Origin of the sequence: Autumnicola lenta, from assembly GCF_031846515.1 — a bacterium.
In the GTDB taxonomy this organism is placed as follows: Bacteria; Bacteroidota; Bacteroidia; order Flavobacteriales; family Flavobacteriaceae; genus Autumnicola; species Autumnicola lenta.
In genome coordinates this window covers 170583-186786 of the sequence record NZ_JAVRHO010000006.1, presented here as the reverse complement: position 1 = coordinate 186786, position 16204 = coordinate 170583, and the positions used below count along the sequence as shown (strand labels likewise).

Sequence of the window (16204 nt, the reverse complement as noted above, 5' to 3'; positions counted from 1 at the left end):
TTAAAAAATACTAATCCATAGTGGAAACTAGCCGGTAAGATTTACTTCAGAAAATAAATTAAATTACATTTGTGAAAACTTGCCCTTATGAAACTTCATTTTATCGCCATTGGCGGTAGTGCCATGCATGCATTGGCAATAGCATTAAAAGATAAAGGTTATGAAATATCAGGTAGTGATGATGCCATATTTGAACCTTCAAGATCTAAACTCAAAGAAAAAGGTATCCTTCCCGGGGAACAAGGCTGGTTTCCTTCCAAAGTTAGCTCAGATCTGGATGCTGTTATTTTGGGTATGCATGCAAAAGAGGATAATCCTGAATTAAAAAAGGCAAAGGAGCTTGGACTGCAAATTTTTTCATATCCTGAATTTTTGTTTGAACAGTCCAAAGATAAAACGAGAGTAGTTATAGGGGGGTCTCATGGTAAGACCAGTATTACCTCTATGATTCTTCATGTAATGCATTATCACGATAAGGCTGTAGATTATATGGTGGGTGCCGCTCTGGATGGTTATGAAAATTCGGTACACCTCACAGAAGACAATGATTTTATTCTTATTGAAGGAGATGAATATTTGTCTTCTCCAATAGACCGTAGACCTAAATTTCATTTGTATAAGCCTAATATCGCCTTGCTTAGCGGTATAGCGTGGGATCATATTAATGTGTTTCCTGATTATAAAGGTTATGTTGAACAATTTGAAGTGTTCGTGGACTCAATTGTGAATGGTGGAATTTTGGTTTATAATGAAGAAGATTTAGAATTGCGAAGAATTGCTGAAGAGACGAAGAATCCTATAAGAAAACATCCTTACCAGGCTCCCGAATATTCTATAGAAAATAAAAAAACGATTGTAACCACCCCGGAAGGGGAAATGCCTCTTGAGATCTTCGGAAAACATAACCTGAGCAATCTTGCTGGTGCAAAATGGATTTGCCAGCATATGGGGATTGATGAAGCTGAATTTTATGAGGCAATTGCCACTTTTAGAGGGGCATCGAAGAGATTGGAAAAAATAGCTGAATCTGATTCAGCTATTATATTTAAAGATTTTGCACATAGCCCTTCTAAAGTAAGAGCTACTACGACAGCTGTAAAAGAGCAATTTTCGAGCCGTAAAGTGGTGGCGTGTCTTGAGTTGCACACTTACAGTAGTTTAAATGCTGATTTCTTAAAGCATTATGATGGAAGCCTGGATGCTGCTGATGAAGCTTTTGTGTTTTATTCACCTGAAGCGGTAAAGCTAAAGAAGCTCGATTCTATTTCTGAAGAGCAAATTTCTTCAGCATTTCGAAAACCTCACCTCAAGGTTTTCACAAATCCGGCTCAGCTTCACTCAGCCTTAAAAAACCTGGAACTAAGAAATTCAGTACTTCTTCTAATGAGTAGTGGAAATTATTGTGGGCTGGATTTCGATGAAGTCAGGACCTGGGTTAATAAATAATTCATTTTCAGTGGTTTTAATGCGTCTAAATAAATGCATTTTTTATCTTTAATCTATTATGACCATGGAACGTGAAACACTTAGTATAAAGAATTGGGCAGAGGGAGACCGGCCCCGGGAAAAATTACTTCAGAAGGGAAGGGTAAGCCTAAGTGATTCAGAACTTATAGCGATCCTTATTGGTTCGGGAAACAGGAATGAAAGTGCTGTGGAACTGAGTAAGCGGATCCTGGCTTCAACAAAAAATAATCTAAGTGAACTGGGGAGACTGGGTATTAATCAGCTGTGCGAATTTAAGGGAATTGGTACAGCAAAAGCGATTACCATAGTGGCTGCCCTGGAGCTGGGGCGAAGGCGTAGGGTAGAGGAAGCCCTGGAAAGAAAGAAGATTACTTCCAGTAATTCTGTGTTTGAATTGATGCAACCGATAATAGGAGAATTACCACACGAGGAATTTTGGATAGTTTACCTAAATAATTCCAATAAAGTCCTGGATCAACTTCAGTTAAGCAAAGGGGGAATAACCGGTACTTTGGTGGATGTAAGGATTACCCTTAGAAAAGCATTGGAATTAGGGGCGACTGCTATTATTCTAACTCATAATCATCCTTCTGGAAATCTTAATCCAAGTGAGGCAGATAAGCAGCTGACTCAAAAAATGAAAACAGCCTCTGAAAGCTTAGATATAAAGGTCCTGGATCATATTATTGTTACTGAAAAATCCTACTTTAGCTTCGCAGACGAAGGTATCTTATAATATTTTTTGCATGCTACTCATTTATACACAAAAAATTACACCACGTATAATTTATATTTTCAAGCATTTATGTACGGGAATATTAGGGATATCTATAAAATTCACCTCTAAAATAGAGGAGTTTATCGCCCATGACGGGATGAAATTATCTTATGGAAAGCAAGCCCTGGGAAACGAATTATTTGTTCAGAGGGTAGACCTCCTAATGGAGCAGGGTTTTTCTGAAGTTGAAATTAAGGTGCTCCCCTGGGAAGATTCTGTTTGCTTTTTTCCTGTTTCAGAAGCTAGTGCACTGCCTTTCGATATTTTCGCATCCTCGTTTTTTCTTTTGAGCAGGTATGAGGAATATGTCCCACATGTTAAAGACGAGGCAGAACGTTTTCCTGTTGCAGAAAGCCTGGCTTATCAGAAGGGTTTTTTAAGCTCTCCCGTAGTAGATAAGTGGGCGCTGAAGTTTCAGGATGTCCTGGCAGAGCGATTTCCAAACATGGAGGTAGAGTCCAGGAAATTTTCATCTAATATCATTATAGCTGTAGAGCATGTCTTTGGCTACAAGAACAAGGGTATTCTCCGGACTATAGCGGGAATGCAACGTGATTTTTTTAGGCTGAGCCTTACCAAGGTTTTTGATCGTCTTAAAGTTGCTTTTAAGGTAAAAAACGATCCATTCAATATATTTGAAGATCTAATAGCTCTCATAAAAAAACATAAACTAAAGATGTACTTTATGTTTCAGCTAAGCGATTTTACTATTCACGATAGAAATATTAATCACAATCGTATCCCTTATAGATCTGTAATAAAATATGTGGGAGACTACGCCAAAGTAGGATTATTGCTTGGCTATTACGCAGTGCGGGACATGAAAACGCTTAGGACAGAAAAGCTAAGAATGGAAAATATTATTCACAGCTCACTGGAGTATTCCTTAAATTCCAGCCACGACCTTTCTTTGCCTGAAAATTTTAATAATCTGGTGGAGCTGGAGGTGAAGAACGATTTTTCTATGGGATATCCCGACGCACTGGGATTTCGTGCCGGAACATGTACGCCTTTCCTGTTTTATGATATTAACATGGAAGTGACTACTCCATTACTCGTTCATCCTTATGTATTTAATTCGGCAATTTTTGAAGATGTTAAACCTGAAAAAGCTTTTGAAGATGTTCAAAAAGCGCTAAATCAGGTGCGTGAAGTAGGAGGGGAATTTCGGGCTATTTTTAGAAATCAGGATTTCTCTGAATATGCTCAAGCGGAGATTTACTATAAATTAGTGGAAATGATTTATGAAATTAAATAACATTGAACACGTTTTTTTTGATTTGGATCACACATTGTGGGATTTTGATAAAAACTCTGGCTTTACCTTTTCAGAAATATTTAAAAAATGGGATATACCTCTGAACCTGAATGAATTTCTGGAAGTGTACATAAAGATCAACCTGAAGTATTGGGAGTTGTACAGGAATGATAAGGTTTCTCAGGAGATGCTGCGCTACGGAAGGCTAAAGGACAGTTTCGACTCCATGAAATTTAGAACATCAGATGATGTTATTTTCGGATTATCAAAAGACTACCTGGAATTTTTACCTAAAAATACGCATCTGCTCACCGGGACACTAGAAATTTTACCATATCTCAAGGATAAATATAAGCTCCATATTATTACAAATGGTTTCGAAGAGGTTCAGCGTAGGAAATTGGCTACTTCTGGAATTTTAGATTTTTTTCACACGATAACTACTTCTGAAGAAGCCGGAGTAAAAAAGCCGAACGGATTAATATTCAGAAAAGCTCTGGAAAAGGCCAAGGCGGCCGCCGAAAGATCAGTAATGATAGGGGATAATTACGAAGCTGATATTTTAGGTTCAGAAAATTCTGGCCTTCAATCAATATATTTTGACTATTATAAAACCGCAGAAATTTCCGACATAAGACAAATTCAAACGTTAAAAGACCTTGTTAAGTTTTTGTAAAAACTAAACTTTTGTTAAGTTCGTTGCATATTACTCTAGAGCTTAGAAAGCTATGAAGAAGAATGCAGCCTTATTTCACATTATAACTCTCTGTTGTGGGGTGTTCCTTACCGGTTGTGTGAAAGATGTGGATTTTGGCCAGGCAAATGACATTGTTCTAAGCCCGGATATCCAATCTAATCTTGTATTATATACGGTAGGAGAAGCAGATTTTGTGGATCCTGTCACTAAGGATATTCATACGGTTATTAGAGATACAGTAAGACTGGAGTTTTTAGACGACGATTATATTCAAAATGATTTAAATTCTGTAGAGTTTTATTTCAGAAATATTAATACCTTCCCTCAGGCTTTCGTTAGCAGAGTACACTTTTTGTCAGCTTCAGGGAGAAAACAGTTTAGCATAAATTATCCGATTTCCCCCGGGAGTTCTGATAATCCGGTGTCAACCGAAAGAATTGAAGTGATGGGAGCAGATAGGATCGAGCAAGTGAAGAATTCAATTACTATGGTTGTCGAACTTGAAGTCCAAACAAATGAAGAAGCCTTTACCGGCGATCTTGAATTTGCTTCTAAAGGACTTTTCAAGTTTGAGTTTTAACTATGCGGGGACTGATTTTCTTTTTTTTTTTCTCTTCAATACAACTATCTTTATTTTCTCAAAATAAGCCGCTGCTTTATAATGTAGACGGTCTTCCGCAAACCTTGATGAGCAATCCGGGAGCGGAAATAAGCTTCCGTGGACATTTTGGAATACCTTTTCTTTCACAGGTACATCTTTCTGCCGGTTCTACCGGTGTAACAGCTTTCGATATTTTTGATGATTCCAATCCCAATGTAAATCTACGGGTAAGAAATGCAATACGTAAACTTACTCACAGGGATTATTTTTCTGTAAATGAGCAATTGGAAATCTTATCCATTGGTTGGAGGCTTAATCGTCAAAATTATTTATCTGCCGGAGTTTATCAGGAAACAGATGTGTTTGCGTATTTTCCGAAAGATCTTGCTATTCTGGCAAACGAAGGAAATACAAATTATATAAATCAACCATTCGATTTCTCTCAGGCCGCTTTTACTGCAGAAGTGCTGACAGTTTACCATTTAGGCCTAAATTATAAATTTAACAGCAAGCTCACTGTTGGGGCCAGAGCTAAGCTTTACTCGGGTATTTTTAACGTGGAGAGCACAAATAACCAGGGAACGTTTACGACTACCCTTAACGAGGGTGGGAATGGATTTTACCGGCAGACCGCCTCAGAAATTGATATTGTGGTAAATACCTCGGGATTTGCCAGTTTAAGAGATGAGGAAGACAATACTGTAGATCAGGCTGCTGCCGATTTACTTAAGCGTTCTATGTTGGGTGGGAACTTAGGTGTTGGTTTAGATCTTGGTGCTACTTATAAGGTAAATGAACAATTTATTGTTACGGGTGCGGTACAGGACATAGGTATTATGTTTCAGCGAACAGATGTAGAAAATTATCGCTATTACGGGAGTTACGAAACTGAAGGTATTGAACCGCTATTTCCTGAACAGGAAAACACAGAGGCTATTCCTTACTGGGACATTTTTGAAGATGAAGTGGACGCAAATTTACAGGACGAAACCTTAGAAGATCCTTATGTGACCTGGCGACCTGTTAAATTTAACACAACTATGGAATTTGGCTTCGGAAGAGCTTTCCTGCCGTGTAATTACCGTCTTGTAAAGGAAGCCCGATACATGAACGCTGCCGGATTATTGCTGTCGGGGGTTAACCGCCCTAAAGGAATAGCATTATCCATGACGGCATATTACGATAAACTTATAACCGAAAAGTTTGGTTTCCGGGCGGCTTATACAATTGATGATTATTCATTTACAAACGTAGGATTAATGGCTCACAGGACCTTTGGGAGTTTTAATATTTATCTGGCAGCAAATAATTTGCTGGGATTTCCTAATTTCGCAAAAGCCAACAGCACTTCTCTTCAATTCGGGATGCAATTTATCTTTAAGGATAATTAAAAGTAAACAATCACCTGCATCAATGAAGAGGTTGCCTGATAAAAAACATATATATGAAAATTGCCATTTTGAGCATTGCTCTTATTTTGACCCTAACAACAGTTAAAGCGCAAAACCTCAATGAATATAAATATGTAGTTGTTCCTGAGTCTTTTGGGTTTTTAGATACTCCAAATGAATACCAGTTAAATGCCCTGACAAAATTTCTTTTTGAAAAAAATGGATTCAAAACCTTAATGAAGTCCGAGCAAAAACCATTCGATCTTGAAGCTAATGTTTGTTTAGGTTTATATGCCAATGTTGAGGAAGATTCTAACCTTTTTGTCACTAAGCTTGTAGTTTTATTAGAAAACTGCAATGGAGAGGTTGTTTTTCGAACTGAAGAAGGTACAAGTCGAGAAAAAGAATTTAAAGCGGCACATCACGAAGCTTTAAGGGAAGCATTTAAATCATTGGAAGAGATAGAATACAAGTATGCGGAGAAGGACGCTGAGACTTCTGGCAAAGATGCCATTACAGCAGTAGCTGCTGTCCGGGGTGAAGTGGTAACTGAAATCCCAGGGGAAAACCCGCAAATTGCCGTAGAGAGTGAACAGGAGGATGAAGAGATTGAAGAAGAAGTGACGGGAAACGAAGTTACTGAGGAGAATGGTGACTACTATGTTCTTGATAATGCCGTTTATTTCCTTGAAGAAAGTAATTCCGGATTTTCGTTCTTTCAGAAAGGAATGGCAGAGCCTTTTGCGTCTCTAATAAAATCTGAAGGACAGGATAGCTTTATCTATTCTTCAATTACTAAACAGGGATTGGCATATTTCGATACTGAAGGAAATCTTGTGGTAGAGTATTTTGATAAAAATAGAAATGAAATGATAAAAACTGTTTATCGGATTCAGGATTAGTAGTCATACTTATTCTTCCAGCGTTTTTTTAAAAATTCCCTTTGTGCATTTTCCCGCTGGTTTTGACCCGGCTCATACAGTTTAGTGTTTTTTATTTCTTCAGGCAAGAATTCTTCCTTTGCAAAATTCCCTTCGTAGTTATGGGCATATTTATAATTATCTCCATAACCTAAGTCTTTCATTAATTTTGTAGGAGCGTTTCTTATAGCCATAGGAACAGATAAATTGCCCGTTTTCTTTACTACGCTTATAGCATTATTAATTGCCATGTAAGCTGCATTACTCTTTGGAGAGGTGGCAAGATAAGTAGTACATTGGCTTAATATGATCCGGGCTTCAGGATAACCAATAGTGGTTACCGCCTGAAAAGTGTTGTTGGCGATGACAAGTGCTGTGGGATTTGCATTTCCTATGTCTTCACTTGCTAATATTAATAATCTACGGGCAATGAATTTAACATCTTCACCGCCTTCTATCATACGTGCGAGCCAGTATACTGCCCCGTTAGGATCACTACCTCTTATAGACTTAATAAAAGCCGAAACGATATCATAATGTTGCTCTCCGGTTTTATCGTAGAGGACAGTATTTTGTTGAACCTTTTCAAAAACGAGTTCGTTAGTGATTTCAACTCCGTTTTCAGCTGAAGTCACCAGTAGTTCAAATATATTAAGAAGCTTACGGGCATCTCCGCCACTTAGTCGCAATAACGCCTCTGTTTCTTTTAATTTGACTTTTTTGGAGGCTATTATGCTGTCCTCTTTCATGGCACGTTGAAGCAAAGCTACGAGATCCTCCTTGCTAAACGGTTTTAATATATACACCTGGCATCTGGAGAGAAGTGCCGAAATTACTTCAAAACTTGGATTTTCTGTGGTTGCGCCTATTAAAGTCACCCAGCCTTTCTCTACTGCTCCTAAGAGAGAGTCCTGTTGAGATTTACTAAAGCGGTGAATTTCATCTATAAAAAGGATAGGGCTCTTCGTTGTGAAAAGTCCATCACTTTTTTTGGCTTTTTCTATAACCTCTCTAACGTCCTTCACTCCGCTACTAATTGCACTAAGCGTAAAAAAAGGTCGATTCGATTCTTCGGCAATAATATGGGCGAGGGTGGTTTTTCCAACTCCGGGAGGGCCCCAGAAAATCATTGAAGGAATAATTCCCTGTTTCAGTTGTTGCTTAAGAGCACCTTTTTCTCCCACAAGATGCTGCTGACTTAAATAATCCTCTAATTTCTTCGGCCTTAATCGTTCTGCTAATGGTTTGTTCATTTGGCTAAATTAATAATTATGATGACAACTTTTCATTAGGAAGAGGTTTGGTTGCTTTTTTGTAATATTGATCTTAAAACCAAAGTTTTGAAACAGTCCCAGCCATTCACTTTTTCTCCCGGGGTAATAGGGTATCCTGTTATTTTCGTTTTGGTGATCTGGATCGTATTTTGGTTTGAAATAAGGTTTGGCTTCGATTTTAACAATTTTGGTGTAAGACCGGGTAAAGTCGAAGGTTTAAGAGGAGTGATTTTTTCTCCATTTATTCATTCCGGGATAAAACACCTGTTCAATAATACCATTCCTCTTTTTGTCCTCTCTATGGCTCTTTTTTATTTCTATAGAAAAATAAGCTGGCAGGTTCTTTTTCTGGGCTTGCTTTCTTCGGGATTATTAACCTGGCTTATTGGAAGGGAAGCTAATCATATTGGTGCAAGTGGGATTATCTATGTTCTCGCCTCTTTTTTATTTTTTAAAGGGGTTTTTTCCAGGCATTACAGGCTTATTGCACTTTCACTAATAGTGGTTTTCTTATACGGAGGGATGTTATGGTACGTTACCCCTATAGATCCGGAAATTTCCTGGGAGGGACATTTGTCTGGTCTTATTTCCGGATTTTTTCTTTCTCTGATTTACAGAAAAAATATTGCAAAGCCTCCTAAATATGAGTGGGAGAAGCCCGAATATAGAGAGGAGGAAGATGATTTTATGAAGCATTTTGATGAAAATGGGAATTTTATCGAAGATCCTGAGCCGGAAGAATTAAAATACACTTATCATTATAAGTACTCAAATCAGGAGAAGGAAGGAGATAAAGATTTTTAAATCTTTAACAGAGAACAGACGCGCTATAGCGCGTCTCCACATCCATTTCATCTCCACATCCATTTCATCTCCACATCCATTTCATCTCCACATCCATTTCATCTCCACATCCATTTCATCTCCACATCCATTTCATCTCCCCATCCATTTGATCTCCACAACCTTTAAAGAATTCCTTTGAAAAAATTACAACCTCTGCCTTACCACTTCATACAAAATGGCTCCACAGGCAACAGAAACATTTAAGGATTCTATTTTTCCCATCATCGGCAATTTGGCACGATGATTAACTGTTTTTAAAATAGAACTACTTACTCCTTTTGCTTCATTTCCCATAACTATGGCAGTAGGTTTCTTAAGGTCGATGTCGTAAATGGTATCGTTTGTTTTTTCAGTTGCGGCCACTAATTGAACATCAGAAGACTGGAGATAAAAAACAGCATCCTTAATATGATTAACCTTGCATATAGGGACATTAAAAACTGCACCGGCAGAGGTTTTAACCGCATCAGCATTAAGTGGTGCACCTCCTTTTTCAGGTATAATGATTGCGTTTACGCCGCAGCATTCCGCTGTTCGAATAATTGCGCCGAAGTTTCTGACGTCTGTTAATTGGTCCAGTAGTAGGAAGAGTGGAGTAGAGGTGGAATTAAAAGCATCCTTTACAACTTCGTCCATGCTTTTGAACTCTACCGGTGATATACTGGCAACAACACCCTGGTGGTTACCTTTACTTAGCTTGTTCAGCTTTTCCACGGGGACGTAAGAAATATTATAATTTCCTTGTCTAATTTTATCCTCCAGATCCTTAATAAGATTTCCGGAAAGACCTTTTTGAAGGTAAATTTTATCCAGATTTTTTCCGCTTTCAATAGCTTCAATAACTGCTCTTATTCCAAAAATTCTGCTAGTTTCTTTTTCATTCATAAGGCAAAGATAGTTTTTAAAATTACGTTTTGAATAATTGATAAATAAAAAACCACCCAAAGTGGGTGGTTTTAAAATCTAAACTTAAAAAGAATTTAGTATCCTTCAGCGTATTCAATTTCATAGCTTACTACTTCTCCGTCTACAGAAGTAACATTGCCAATTCTAAAGACTCCGTAGAAGTTGAACGTTTCCACATTTTCGTCTTCGTCTTCAACTTCCCTGGTGGTTTTGTAAACAAAAGTATCTCCATTTTCCAGGTTTGATACTGAAGTCATAGGATCACCTTCTTCAAAAGCTGCTCGTGCAGTTAATACATCAGCATCACCAAAGAAATCATCATCTACTTCTACAAAAGAAATACCAGCATCATTTATTACCTCAAAACCAGTAGGTTCCAAAAATCTGATTTCACCTTCTTCGTTACCTTCAGCTGAAATCTCTCCTGTAGAAAGGTTTAACTGATTAAGAAGTGGATCATCGGTAAGAGTAACATTATTTGATGTAGTAAATGCTTTAGGAGTAATGGCAACCATAGATTCAACTACATCTGTCATACTTCCACTTGTGACAGTAATTTGATAATATAAAGTATCATTAACCATTAAATCAAGGTCCTCATAATCAGTATCAGATAACTCAATATATCCACCTTCGGCAGAAAGGTCAGCGCCGCTGCCAGTGTAGGTGCCGTCTTCATTCTTTTTGAACATGAGGGTTACATCATCTATAGGTGCAGAAAAAGTATTAATTTCATAAGCCAATTCAACAGATGACAGACTATCAATGGTTGTTTCAGTTGGATTACTGTATTCATCTCCTGCGTTCCCTAAAGAAAGAACTTTACTTACTGATACTGTGAACGGATCCTCTGAAAAATTTCCATTCGAATAAGTCGTCCTGATTCTAATATCATACTCTCCTTCTTCTTCATCTACTCCATCATCATCAGGAAACATAAAGTCTCCTAATATAGAGGAATTAAAAGATGCACTTTCTCCGGATACTGTTGCAGTTCCTATGACCTCACCATCCTGAATAATTTCTACAGATTCAGCTGTAACGCCTTCCGCAGTGATAAAATCTATGTTAAGGTCTTCATTGGTGTCAAAGCGGCTAAGACTGCGATCTGTTATTTTCGCATAACCTCCAACGTCTTTGTAATTATCTACCAAATAGTCATCTTCTTCATTTTCGCATGAAGCCAGGCCTATTGCGATAAATAAGCAAAGACCCCAGTATTGTATATTTTTCATTTTTTGCATTTTAATGTTGTTTAAAGCAATTATTCCATATCTACATCCCAGAAAACCGGAGTTTGCTGGTCATCCCCACCTATGGCTTCTGATGCATCTATATAGTTGTCTTCATTAAGATTCTGTTCATCTACAGGGTAAGTAAACCTTAATGGTACTGGAGTTCCGAATTCTTCTGGTAACACTAATTGCGGCTCATCATATTTTCTCCAAATGGACCATCCCTGGAAAGGATTGTCAAACATGGCAATCCAGTACTGTAATGCAAACTGGTCAACAGATCCATCATAAGATACTACAGGCTGTGCAAGGTATGCGGTAACCTGAGCTTCACTTCCTCCCCAGTACATAATAGATGCCGTAATAGCGTTTTCATAATGTGATTCTGCATCACCTCCTGCAGAGTAGCCAATTTCAGCTGCTCTGGAAAGATTAAATGCAACCTCAGTATAATCAAGAAGAATACCTTCTCTTGTAGGGTTTAAAAACGGATCTCCGATGTGGGTATAGGCTGAATAGTTATTACTTCCCCCGTAAACACCACCTAAATATCTGCCACTAATATTGTCATCAAAATATGACATACGTCTTGGGTCGTTAAGCTCATTCATATAGTCTACAATGGTTGCAGATGCAAGAAAATCCGATCGTCCGCTTTGTACAAGGTCTTCCCATAATGGGTTTGTATTAGGGAAGGTGCCTAAGTACTCTACAGTTGCGTTATCTCCGTTTGATGTAAAAACTCCGTCTGAAACAGCACTTTCTACAGTAGACTGAGCAAGTTGAGGATTAGATTGCGAAATTCTCATTCCTAGTCTTAAGCTTAAAGAATTAGCAAATTTTAACCATTGATCCATGTCACCTCCGTAAATTACATCGGCGGTAGTGTATCCCTGACCCGCTGAAAGAAGCTCATCTACTGATTCCAATCTGTTTATAAGGTCTTCATAAATAACCTGATCATTATCATATACAGGTAGAGAATTATCAGGTTGCAATGCTTCGGAATATGGAATATCACCAAAAGTATCAACCAGTACATGCCAGGCATATACTTCAATAACTTCTATTTGCCCTAATCGAGCATCTTTTTCAGCCTGACTTAATTCTTCATTTTCCATTACAATACTACGTGCGTCTTTTAGGTCATAAAGAACATCTCTATAAATCTCGGACCACACATTATCTGGATTATTCCTTGATGTTAAATTATAGTTGGGTTCATCAAGATAAGTGGTGGTTGTCCAGTACTGTGCCAGAAATCTGTAAAGTCCGTCGTTCACGTTAGGACTAGCCATGTTGTCCGATAAACTTACAGTAGCTGCTGTAAAAAGAAAGTCTGAAGCTACCTCGGTAGGATTTTTTGGATCCCTGTTAAGATTCTCGTACTCCTCATCGGTCTGGCAGGACCATAAGCTCAAGAATGCTGTTATAGCAATTATATATCTTTTCATAATATTTTTTTTAAAAGTTAAACTTAAGACTGGCACCTATTTCCCTCATAGATGGGTAAGCACCTGACTGGTACCCCTGAACATTCCCTGAACTTAATCCGGCTTCAGGGTCAGAAAAAGGAATGTTTTTGTGGATTATCCAAAGGTTTCTTCCTATTACTGAAATAGAAGCCCTGGTGAAAGGAATGTTATCAAGAACCTTATCGCCAAAGTTATAAGTTAAATTTACTTCTCTTAATTTCACGAAAGAAGCATCGTAAACGTGCCCTTCATTTGCAGCTCTGGCGTATCCGAATGGGTTGCCATAATAGTCTGTTCTTGCACGTGTGGCATTTGGAGAAGTGTTAGTTACTGTGTATTCTCCATTACTATCATATTCGACATCTCCCTGTACTCCGTCTAATACAACACCGCCTCCGTTTGAAATAGTATTTCGCATCGGATTTCCAAGATCATTTGTTCCCACACTGGCTTCATAAAGACCGGTGGCAGTTCCATACCAGGTGTCAAGTGAAAAAATATCCCCTCCTTTTTGTACATCTATGAGAAAACTCAATAGTAAATTTTTGTATTCAAATGTATTGGATACACCTCCTGTCCAGTCTGGTTGTATGTTTCCTATGATATAGTTTGAATTCGGTGTGACCTCATAGTAACCGCTTGGATTGATCAACCGGTTTCCTTCTTGATCGTATACATATGCTGTACCTCGGATAGCGCCGTATGGCTCTCCCGGGGCAGCATTTATAGAAACACCTCCTTGAAGGTTATTGTCTAACTGCAGATTGTTGATTCCTTCTGCCAATTCAAGAACCTCACTCTCGTTTTTAGCCCAGTTTATGTTCATTGTCCATCGGAAATTGTCAATTCGTATTGGATTTAAAGTAAGTCGTGCCTCAATACCTTTATTTTCAATTGTTCCGGCATTTAATAATTTTGAAGTAAATCCTGTGGCAGTTGATGTTCTAACAGGCGTAATTTGGTCTTCAGTTTGAGAATTATAGTAGGACAGATCGAATCCGATTAAACGATTTAAGAAATTAGCCTCAAGGCCTACCTCATATGCTTTCATACGTTCAGGACGTAAATCAAGGTTATTTAATGAATTAGCATTTGTAGCCCAGCCTGCATTACCAAAAGCTGAAAACTCAGATCCTCCAGCTTGACTGGCAAGAAGATAAGTGTTGAAAACATTATATGGGTCAGTATCATTTCCTACTTCCGCATAATTCGCCCTAACCTTTGCAAAATCGAGCCAATTTGCTTCTACAATGTTAGAAAGAAGTATACTGGTAGAAACAGAAGGATACCAAAATGTATTATTTTCAGCAGGAAGCGTTGAAGAACGGTCTCTTCTTATAGTTCCTTCAAGGTAGTAGGTGCCTAAATAACCGACCCCTGCCCTTGCATATACACCATCAAGCATTCTTGTCATTTCGTACTCAGTAGGTGGATTGAGCGGACTAACTGTGTTGGTTAAAGCGTAAAATCCTGGAGCATTTAATCCTCCGTTTGTAGCCGCATCGATATAACTTCTTTCATTTCTACGTATATTCATACCTAGATTTCCATCCAAGTTAAGATCTTCAGTAATGTCTTTATTGAAATTGAGAATAAGATCGTAATTGTATTCTGCAGCCCTGTTATTGTATCTGCTATATTCAGATACACCAGCGCTCCCTACATTAATTCTTTCCTCCTGTAACTCATCATAAGTGTCAAATGTAAATCTTCCTAAGACACTAAATACGTCACTTATCTCATAATCAAGATTAATATTACCAAAATACCTGTTACGGGTATCGGTTTGATAATTTTCATAAAGTGTCCAGTAGGGGTTATCGGAATATATTGGAGAAAGATTATCTGGGTTATTTGGGTTCCAGGTAATATTTTCTCCTGTTGCGAAATAAGCATCTCGCTGCTCCTGCAAATCGACGTTGGTTTGAAACCACTGCCTGAACTGTTGCATAATGTTCAAAGAGCTATAACCTGTACCATACCGTCCTTTACCATCTGTTTTTGTGAAGGTGACATTGGTTTGGGCGCTAAACCTGTCTGTGAAGTCATGCCCCCCACTAAACTTTATAGTGTTTCTTTTTATCTCACTATTAGGGAGGTTCCCCTGCTGATTGAAGTTAGTAGCACTTACACGAAAAGAACTCTTATCAGTTCCGCCATCTAGTGCAATGGAATTAATTGCTGTATAGCCTGTTTGCCAAATGGTATTCGCATTGTTTTCGCCGGGCAACCAAGGAGTTGCCTGTTGGTATGTGTCTAACTGTGGATAAATGGAATTCCATTGATAAATGGGTTGACCATCGAAGGCCGCACCAAAGGAAGCATCTTCTGTAAAAGGAGTGACCTCATCTAAGTTTCCATCTCCATCTACATCATAGAGGTTAAAATAGCCCGTATCATAGTATGCACCATAACCAGCACCGTACTGGTCCTGATATTCAGGTAGTGTCTGATCATTTACATTAGAGACCATTAAAGTGCTATTAATGGCAACTCCAATACCTTTGTTTTTGCTACCTTTTTTAGTTTCAATTATAATCGCTCCGTTTGCTGCCCTTGCTCCATATAAAGCCGTGGCAGCAGCACCTTTCAATACGTTTATGGAAGCAATATCATTCGGGTTGATGTCTGATGCAGCGTTACCGTAATCATATCCTCCTGCGCCTCTCTGTTGATCTACAGAGTTGTTGTTGGCATTACTTACAGGAGTTCCATCAATTACAAATAGTGCCTGGTTGTTTCCTGTTAAAGAAGAATTACCACGAATGATCACATTGGATGATCCTCCCAGGGTACCAGTTGAACTAACCTTTAAACCTGCAACTTTTCCCGAAAGAGAATTTACAAAGTTTTGAGTAGGAACATCAGAAACTTCAGAACCATCTACTTCCTGAGTTGCATACCCCAAAGACTTCTTTTCTCTTTTAATACCTAAAGCGGTTACTACCACTTCGTCTAATTGTGCTGCGTCATTAGAGAGCACCACATCGATTTCATCCACATTTGTCACAGCGTATTCTGCTGTTTCTAATCCAATGAAAGAAAATACCAATATATCTCCCTGAGAAGCTACTATGGAATAATTTCCGTCAAAATCTGTCTGAACACCTGTGGATGTTCCCTGAATAAGGACATTTACTCCAGGCAGGGGCAGACCGTCTTCGTCTGTAACCGTACCAGAAATAGTCCTTTCCTGTGCAAAGGATATTTGCACAACAAACGCCAGTAATAGCGTTAGAATACTACTTAACTTTGTTTTCATTTTAAAAATTTATTTGAATTAGCCATATCAAAAGTGATAATAAAAGGTTTATTACACAAGTGATCTTTTATGAAATCATTACTATTATCTTTGC

At 38.3% G+C, this 16204-nt stretch carries 13 protein-coding genes; 8 read left to right on the top strand and 5 right to left on the bottom strand.

The window, feature by feature from the left end:
* The first annotated feature begins 87 nt into the window (after positions 1-87).
* Genes RM545_RS06120 through RM545_RS06090 form a run of 7 tightly spaced genes read left to right on the top strand, consistent with a single transcriptional unit; the run spans position 88 to position 7094 of the window.
* Entirely contained in the window at positions 88-1446 is a 1359-nt protein-coding gene (locus RM545_RS06120; protein WP_311494429.1) for a UDP-N-acetylmuramate--L-alanine ligase, read from the top strand.
* A 58-nt stretch (positions 1447-1504) separates the two neighbouring features.
* Positions 1505-2203 (top strand): RadC family protein, encoded by a 699-nt coding sequence (gene radC, locus RM545_RS06115; RefSeq protein WP_311494428.1) that lies wholly within the window; start codon positions 1505-1507, stop codon positions 2201-2203.
* A 10-nt stretch (positions 2204-2213) separates the two neighbouring features.
* A complete protein-coding gene (locus RM545_RS06110; protein ID WP_311494427.1) occupies positions 2214-3503 on the top strand; it encodes a polysaccharide deacetylase family protein in 1290 nt (429 codons plus the stop codon).
* Entirely contained in the window at positions 3490-4179 is a 690-nt protein-coding gene (locus RM545_RS06105) for a YjjG family noncanonical pyrimidine nucleotidase (protein ID WP_311494426.1), read from the top strand. The genes RM545_RS06110 and RM545_RS06105 overlap by 14 nt, the downstream gene beginning before the upstream one ends.
* Before the next feature lie 52 nt (positions 4180-4231).
* Positions 4232-4780: a hypothetical protein gene (locus RM545_RS06100; RefSeq protein ID WP_311494425.1), complete on the top strand. Its 549-nt coding sequence runs from the start codon at positions 4232-4234 to the stop codon at positions 4778-4780.
* A gap of 2 nt (positions 4781-4782) precedes the next feature.
* Positions 4783-6192 carry a DUF5723 family protein gene (locus RM545_RS06095; RefSeq protein ID WP_311494424.1) on the top strand — a complete coding sequence of 470 codons (1410 nt, stop codon included), beginning with the start codon at positions 4783-4785 and terminating at the stop codon, positions 6190-6192.
* A 53-nt stretch (positions 6193-6245) separates the two neighbouring features.
* Positions 6246-7094, top strand: a complete 849-nt coding sequence (locus RM545_RS06090; protein WP_311494423.1) for a hypothetical protein — start codon at positions 6246-6248, stop codon at positions 7092-7094.
* Here RM545_RS06090 and RM545_RS06085 read toward each other — a convergent pair.
* The gene (locus RM545_RS06085) at positions 7091-8365 is read right to left on the bottom strand and encodes a replication-associated recombination protein A (RefSeq protein WP_311494422.1); all 1275 of its coding nucleotides are present in this window, start codon (positions 8363-8365) and stop codon (positions 7091-7093) included. The two genes, RM545_RS06090 and RM545_RS06085, sit on opposite strands and share 4 nt — an antisense overlap.
* An 87-nt stretch (positions 8366-8452) precedes the next feature.
* Between RM545_RS06085 and RM545_RS06080 the strand changes: the two genes are divergently transcribed.
* A complete protein-coding gene (locus tag RM545_RS06080; RefSeq protein WP_311494421.1) occupies positions 8453-9190 on the top strand; it encodes a rhomboid family intramembrane serine protease in 738 nt (245 codons plus the stop codon).
* Positions 9191-9376: 186 nt separating this feature from the next.
* Here the strand turns inward: RM545_RS06080 and rlmB are convergent, their stop codons facing one another.
* The 4 genes from rlmB to RM545_RS06060 all read right to left on the bottom strand — a co-directional run bounded on the left by rlmB (position 9377) and on the right by RM545_RS06060 (position 16110).
* Positions 9377-10117, bottom strand: a complete 741-nt coding sequence (gene rlmB, locus RM545_RS06075; RefSeq protein ID WP_311494420.1) for a 23S rRNA (guanosine(2251)-2'-O)-methyltransferase RlmB — start codon at positions 10115-10117, stop codon at positions 9377-9379.
* Positions 10118-10212: 95 nt separating this feature from the next.
* On the bottom strand, positions 10213-11373 hold the full coding sequence (locus RM545_RS06070) for a hypothetical protein (RefSeq protein WP_311494419.1): 1161 nt from the start codon (positions 11371-11373) through the stop codon (positions 10213-10215).
* A gap of 29 nt (positions 11374-11402) precedes the next feature.
* On the bottom strand, positions 11403-12827 hold the full coding sequence (locus RM545_RS06065) for a SusD/RagB family nutrient-binding outer membrane lipoprotein (RefSeq protein ID WP_311494418.1): 1425 nt from the start codon (positions 12825-12827) through the stop codon (positions 11403-11405).
* A 10-nt stretch (positions 12828-12837) separates the two neighbouring features.
* On the bottom strand, positions 12838-16110 hold the full coding sequence (locus RM545_RS06060; RefSeq protein ID WP_311494417.1) for a SusC/RagA family TonB-linked outer membrane protein: 3273 nt from the start codon (positions 16108-16110) through the stop codon (positions 12838-12840).
* Positions 16111-16204: the final 94 nt, after the last annotated feature.

Bases quoted from the DNA above. Each gene is read 5' to 3' on its own strand.
- RM545_RS06120 (WP_311494429.1), top strand. From the start codon at position 88: ATGAAACTTCATTTTATCGCCATTGGCGGTAGTGCCATGCATGCATTG.
- radC (WP_311494428.1), top strand. From the start codon at position 1,505: ATGACCATGGAACGTGAAACACTTAGTATAAAGAATTGGGCAGAGGGA.
- RM545_RS06110 (WP_311494427.1), top strand. From the start codon at position 2,214: ATGCTACTCATTTATACACAAAAAATTACACCACGTATAATTTATATT.
- RM545_RS06105 (WP_311494426.1), top strand. From the start codon at position 3,490: ATGAAATTAAATAACATTGAACACGTTTTTTTTGATTTGGATCACACA.
- RM545_RS06100 (WP_311494425.1), top strand. From the start codon at position 4,232: ATGAAGAAGAATGCAGCCTTATTTCACATTATAACTCTCTGTTGTGGG.
- RM545_RS06095 (WP_311494424.1), top strand. From the start codon at position 4,783: ATGCGGGGACTGATTTTCTTTTTTTTTTTCTCTTCAATACAACTATCT.
- RM545_RS06090 (WP_311494423.1), top strand. From the start codon at position 6,246: ATGAAAATTGCCATTTTGAGCATTGCTCTTATTTTGACCCTAACAACA.
- RM545_RS06085 (WP_311494422.1), bottom strand. From the start codon at position 8,365: ATGAACAAACCATTAGCAGAACGATTAAGGCCGAAGAAATTAGAGGAT.
- rlmB (WP_311494420.1), bottom strand. From the start codon at position 10,117: ATGAATGAAAAAGAAACTAGCAGAATTTTTGGAATAAGAGCAGTTATT.
- RM545_RS06070 (WP_311494419.1), bottom strand. From the start codon at position 11,373: ATGAAAAATATACAATACTGGGGTCTTTGCTTATTTATCGCAATAGGC.
- RM545_RS06065 (WP_311494418.1), bottom strand. From the start codon at position 12,827: ATGAAAAGATATATAATTGCTATAACAGCATTCTTGAGCTTATGGTCC.
- RM545_RS06060 (WP_311494417.1), bottom strand. From the start codon at position 16,110: ATGAAAACAAAGTTAAGTAGTATTCTAACGCTATTACTGGCGTTTGTT.